This is a genomic window from Candidatus Hydrogenedentota bacterium, from assembly GCA_012523015.1.
In the GTDB taxonomy this organism is placed as follows: Bacteria; Hydrogenedentota; Hydrogenedentia; order Hydrogenedentales; family CAITNO01; genus JAAYBJ01.
On the sequence record JAAYJI010000178.1, the window covers coordinates 1 to 4016 of the forward strand.

The window sequence follows — 4016 nt, forward strand, 5'->3', positions numbered from 1 at the left end:
CCGAACGATGACCCTGATCTTTGCTGAAGACGTGACAGCGGAAGCCCTGAAAGAGGCCTTGTTTGAGCGGCGCACCGTCGCCGTTGGCGGCGGCACGCTCGTGGGTCGGGAGCTGTGGTTGCGTCCCTTGGTTGAAGGGATCATCCATTTCAGCGGCACTGAATGTACCTTGCCCGGCAAAAACACGCGCGTCTTGAAGGTCTACAATCAATCTGATATCGCATTAGAATTGGAATATGAAAGCAGCACGCCCGGCGTAGTCTTTCCGAAAACTTTGAGTCTTGCTCCGGGCAAGTCGCTTCCCTTATCCCTTCGCAGTGATGGTACAATTGAAGAAGGAACCAAAACGATAGAAGTGGTCTACAACGTTAAAAATGCTTTGGTTGCGCCCCAAACGCCCCTAGCTTTTAAACAGAGCTTTAAGATTAGGTTCATGCGCTGATAGCAAAAGGCTTTCTGCTTAGCTTTATTTCCCAAAAGACGAAGAGGATCTAAAATGCCCTACAGAGTGATAGTTATGTCTTTATTTGCCGCACTGCTTGTATTGTGCGGCTGTGCCACCTTAGAAGAATACACCGGACTAAGCCTCGGCGGCAGTTCCGGCGGTGGCGGCGGTGTCATTTCTAATTTGAATTTTGTGAGCACCGAAAAAGAGATTAAACTCGGACAAGAATTCTCCCAAGAAATTGAAAAAGAGGCGGTCCTCTTGAATAATCCCGCCATGTCACAGTATGTAAGCGAGGTGGGGCAGCGATTATCCGCCGTGGCGCCTCGCCAAGATGTTCCCTACAGTTTTAAGGTGATTGAAGCGCCGGAAACCATTAACGCCTTCGCCTTGCCCGGCGGGTACATGTATGTGTACACGGGCTTGATGAAGCTTTGTTCCAACGAAGCGGAGTTGGCAGCGGTCATGGCCCACGAAATCGGTCATGTGAGCGCGCGCCATCATGGTGAAATGATTACGCGTCAGACAGGCATGGAGGTGGTGTCGCAAATCGCCTTAGGCGAAAATCCGGGCGCCGCCGCTGCCCTGGCTAAGCAGCTCTTTACTACCGGTGTCAGCGCCCGATTCAGCCGGCAGCAGGAGCATGAAGCAGACAGTTTGGCAATGGACATCTTATATCGCGCCGGCTATCCCCCGGAAGCCATGATTTCCTTCATGAACAAGTTGATGGATTTGGATCAGAAACAGGGCGGAAACCGATCACTGGCACTTTTCGCCACCCACCCTTCTCCCGAAAACCGCATTGCGCTCTTGCAGACGCTGCTCCAAAATTACCCGGACGCGGAACGTCAAAATCGGCCTTATTATGAAGATCGTTATTTTGAGTCGGTACTGGCGGTTTTATAATACTTTTAAATAATGACTTGTTCCGCGCCGTCTGCAACTTGTGATGACGGGAGCCTTTGTTGCCGACCCAAAAATTGCACAAAATAAAATTGATTTTCGGCGCTCAACATTCATATATTGGTGTATTCGCACTATAATTCAAAAAAGTTTTAAGCGTTGAATCATTTTAAAAAAGGAGGTGAATTTTCCGAGAACACTCATATTGTGGCTTATTTATTCAGAAGGTAATGTTGAACTGGTTTTATGTTAAGAACGTAAACAAGGAAAAGTATTATGAAGCGAAAAGGCTTTACACTCATTGAATTGTTGGTGGTCATTGCCATCATCGGTATTCTTGCCGCCATCTTGTTGCCGGCTCTTGCCCGCGCCCGTGAAGCGGCACGACGCAAATCCTGCCAAAACAACCTCAAACAATGGGGTACGATTTTTAAGCTCTATGCCGATGAACAAAAAGACTATTGGCCTCCCATTCAGGCGACCAATTCAAACGCACCCAACTGGCCCGACATCGGTACCGATGCCTTAGAATTTGCCGTGGCGCCCATGGTCACGTCTTGGTATCCCAACTACAACAGTGATCCGTCCATTTTAATTTGCCCCTCTGACCCTGAAAATACCATTGATGATTTTAAAGATAGCAATGGAGATTGGAATTTCTGGCAGAAGGGACATGCCGATGATGCTGACGCCAGTTATGTCTATCTGGGATGGATTCTCGATTTGCTGCAGCATCCGCAGGTTCCGCCCGTGAGCATTAGCCAATTCCTCGCACTCAGCGCTGCAGCGGGGATGTTCGACTTTGATCTTCCTTCCGGTGATCCACTCGTTGCCCATCAATTTGGCGCTTTTGTGGATGCTCTTTTAGGCAAGGCTTTGGAGATAGTAACCAATCCTGGCGCCGGACCTTTCGGTATTGAATTGATGAAACTTTGCGCTACCGACTTCAAAGTGACTGAGGGTATCGGTAACGGCCGGGGCGACAAAATATACCGACTCAAAGAAGGTAACGAACGCTTTATGATTACAGACGTGAATAATCCGCAAACTTCCGCCATGGCGCAAAGCACCCTTTTCGCTATGATGGATACTTTCGGTAACTACGGCAAAGCCATCGCCTATTTCAATCACGTGCCGGGCGGCTGCAACGTGTTGTTTATGGACGGCCATGTGGACTGGGTGCCTTATGTAGCGCCCGCTCCGGGACAAGACAATACACCCAGCATGGATCTTGGCGCGCCCCAACCCATTCTGCCGAGCCTCGCGAATATTATCGGTCTGTTTTAATTCTTCTGAAAAGAAGCAAGGTATACAGACCGCCTAGACTATAAACGGCTGCCCCCGCAAGAATCACTTGTAGGGGCAGATTTTTTTATCTTCTTTTCGATTCTATAAAAGATCTTTTTCCTTCCTCTTAAAGCGGTAGAAAACAGAACTCCCGCCGAAGTCTTTTTCAAGAAAGGGTTGCAATTCGAGGTTAAACCTGCCGATTAGAAAATAATAAAGTTGATTCTCTGTGTGTGATATGCATATATTAAAGTAGCCGCATTCTAATGCGGGAATGGTTAAATAAAAAATTATTATTAGAAGGAGGTGAATTTTTAGAGAAGGTTTCACAGTTTGGCTTATTGAGTCCGAAGGTAGTGTTGAACTACTTTCACGTAAGAACCAAAATAAGGAAAAAGAGTTATGAAAAGAAAAGGCTTTACACTTATTGAATTGTTGGTCGTTATTGCCATCATCGGTATTCTTGCTGCCATCTTACTTCCTGCTCTTGCCCGTGCCCGTGAAGCGGCGCGCCGCAAATCCTGCCAAAACAATCTCAAACAATGGGGCACGATTTTTAAACTCTATGCCGATGAACAAAAAGACTTTTGGCCGCCTGTTCAAATCACCAATTCTAATGCACAAAACTGGCCCGATAACGGTACCAATGTATTAGAATTTGGAGTGTCCCCCCTGGTCACAGCTTGGTATCCAAACTACAACGCGGATCCTTCTATTTTAGTCTGCCCCTCTGATCCACAAGATAGCGTTGATGATTTAAAAGATAGCGATGGGGATTGGAATTTCTGGAAAGAAGGGCGCGCCAAAGACGCAGATCTTAGTTATGTCTATGTAGGATGGATTTTGGACTTGCTGCAGCATCCGCAGATTCCGCCCGTGACCCTCGATCAATTCCCGGCACTCAACGCCTCCGCAGGGATGTTCGGTTTTTCAATTCCAGACGGTGATCCTTTGGTTTCTCATCAATTTGGCGCTTTTTTGGATGCCCTTTTAGGCAAAGCGTTGAATCTAGTGACCAGTCCAAGTGGACCTATGGGTATTGAATTGATGAAACTTGCCACCAGTGATTTTAAGGTCCCTGATGGGATCGGAAACGGACGAGGCGACAGACTGTATCGGATGAAAGAAGGCAACGAACGCTTTATGATCACAGACGTGAATAATCCGCAGACGGCTGCCATGGCACAAAGCACCCTTTGCGCCATGATGGATGCTTTCGGCAACTACAACAAGGCCATTGCCTTTTTTAATCACGTGCCCGGCGGCTGTAATGTCTTGTTCATGGACGGCCACGTCGATTGGATCCCTTATGTACCGCCTGCCCCGGGTCAGGTCAATTCGCCTAGTATGGATCTTGGCGCGACCCAACCCATTCTGCCGA

Annotated in this window: 4 protein-coding genes; all 4 read left to right on the top strand. The window is 47.9% G+C overall.

The features are described from left to right. A partial coding sequence (locus GX117_07825; protein ID NLO33247.1) for a hypothetical protein occupies positions 1-442 on the top strand: 442 nt, incomplete at its 5' end. A 75-nt stretch (positions 443-517) separates the two neighbouring features. Then, complete coding sequence (locus GX117_07830; GenBank protein ID NLO33248.1) at positions 518-1351, top strand: M48 family metalloprotease; 834 nt, start codon at positions 518-520, stop codon at positions 1349-1351. Positions 1352-1624: 273 nt separating this feature from the next. Beyond that, positions 1625-2635, top strand: coding sequence for a prepilin-type N-terminal cleavage/methylation domain-containing protein (locus GX117_07835; protein NLO33249.1), 1011 nt, complete (start codon positions 1625-1627; stop codon positions 2633-2635). A gap of 402 nt (positions 2636-3037) precedes the next feature. Then, a partial coding sequence (locus tag GX117_07840) for a prepilin-type N-terminal cleavage/methylation domain-containing protein (protein ID NLO33250.1) occupies positions 3038-4016 on the top strand: 979 nt, incomplete at its 3' end.

What these genes read in the sequence shown, in the direction of transcription:
- GX117_07835 (NLO33249.1), top strand. Translation starts at nt 1,625, where the DNA reads ATGAAGCGAAAAGGCTTTACACTCATTGAATTGTTGGTGGTCATTGCC.
- GX117_07830 (NLO33248.1), top strand. Translation starts at nt 518, where the DNA reads ATGTCTTTATTTGCCGCACTGCTTGTATTGTGCGGCTGTGCCACCTTA.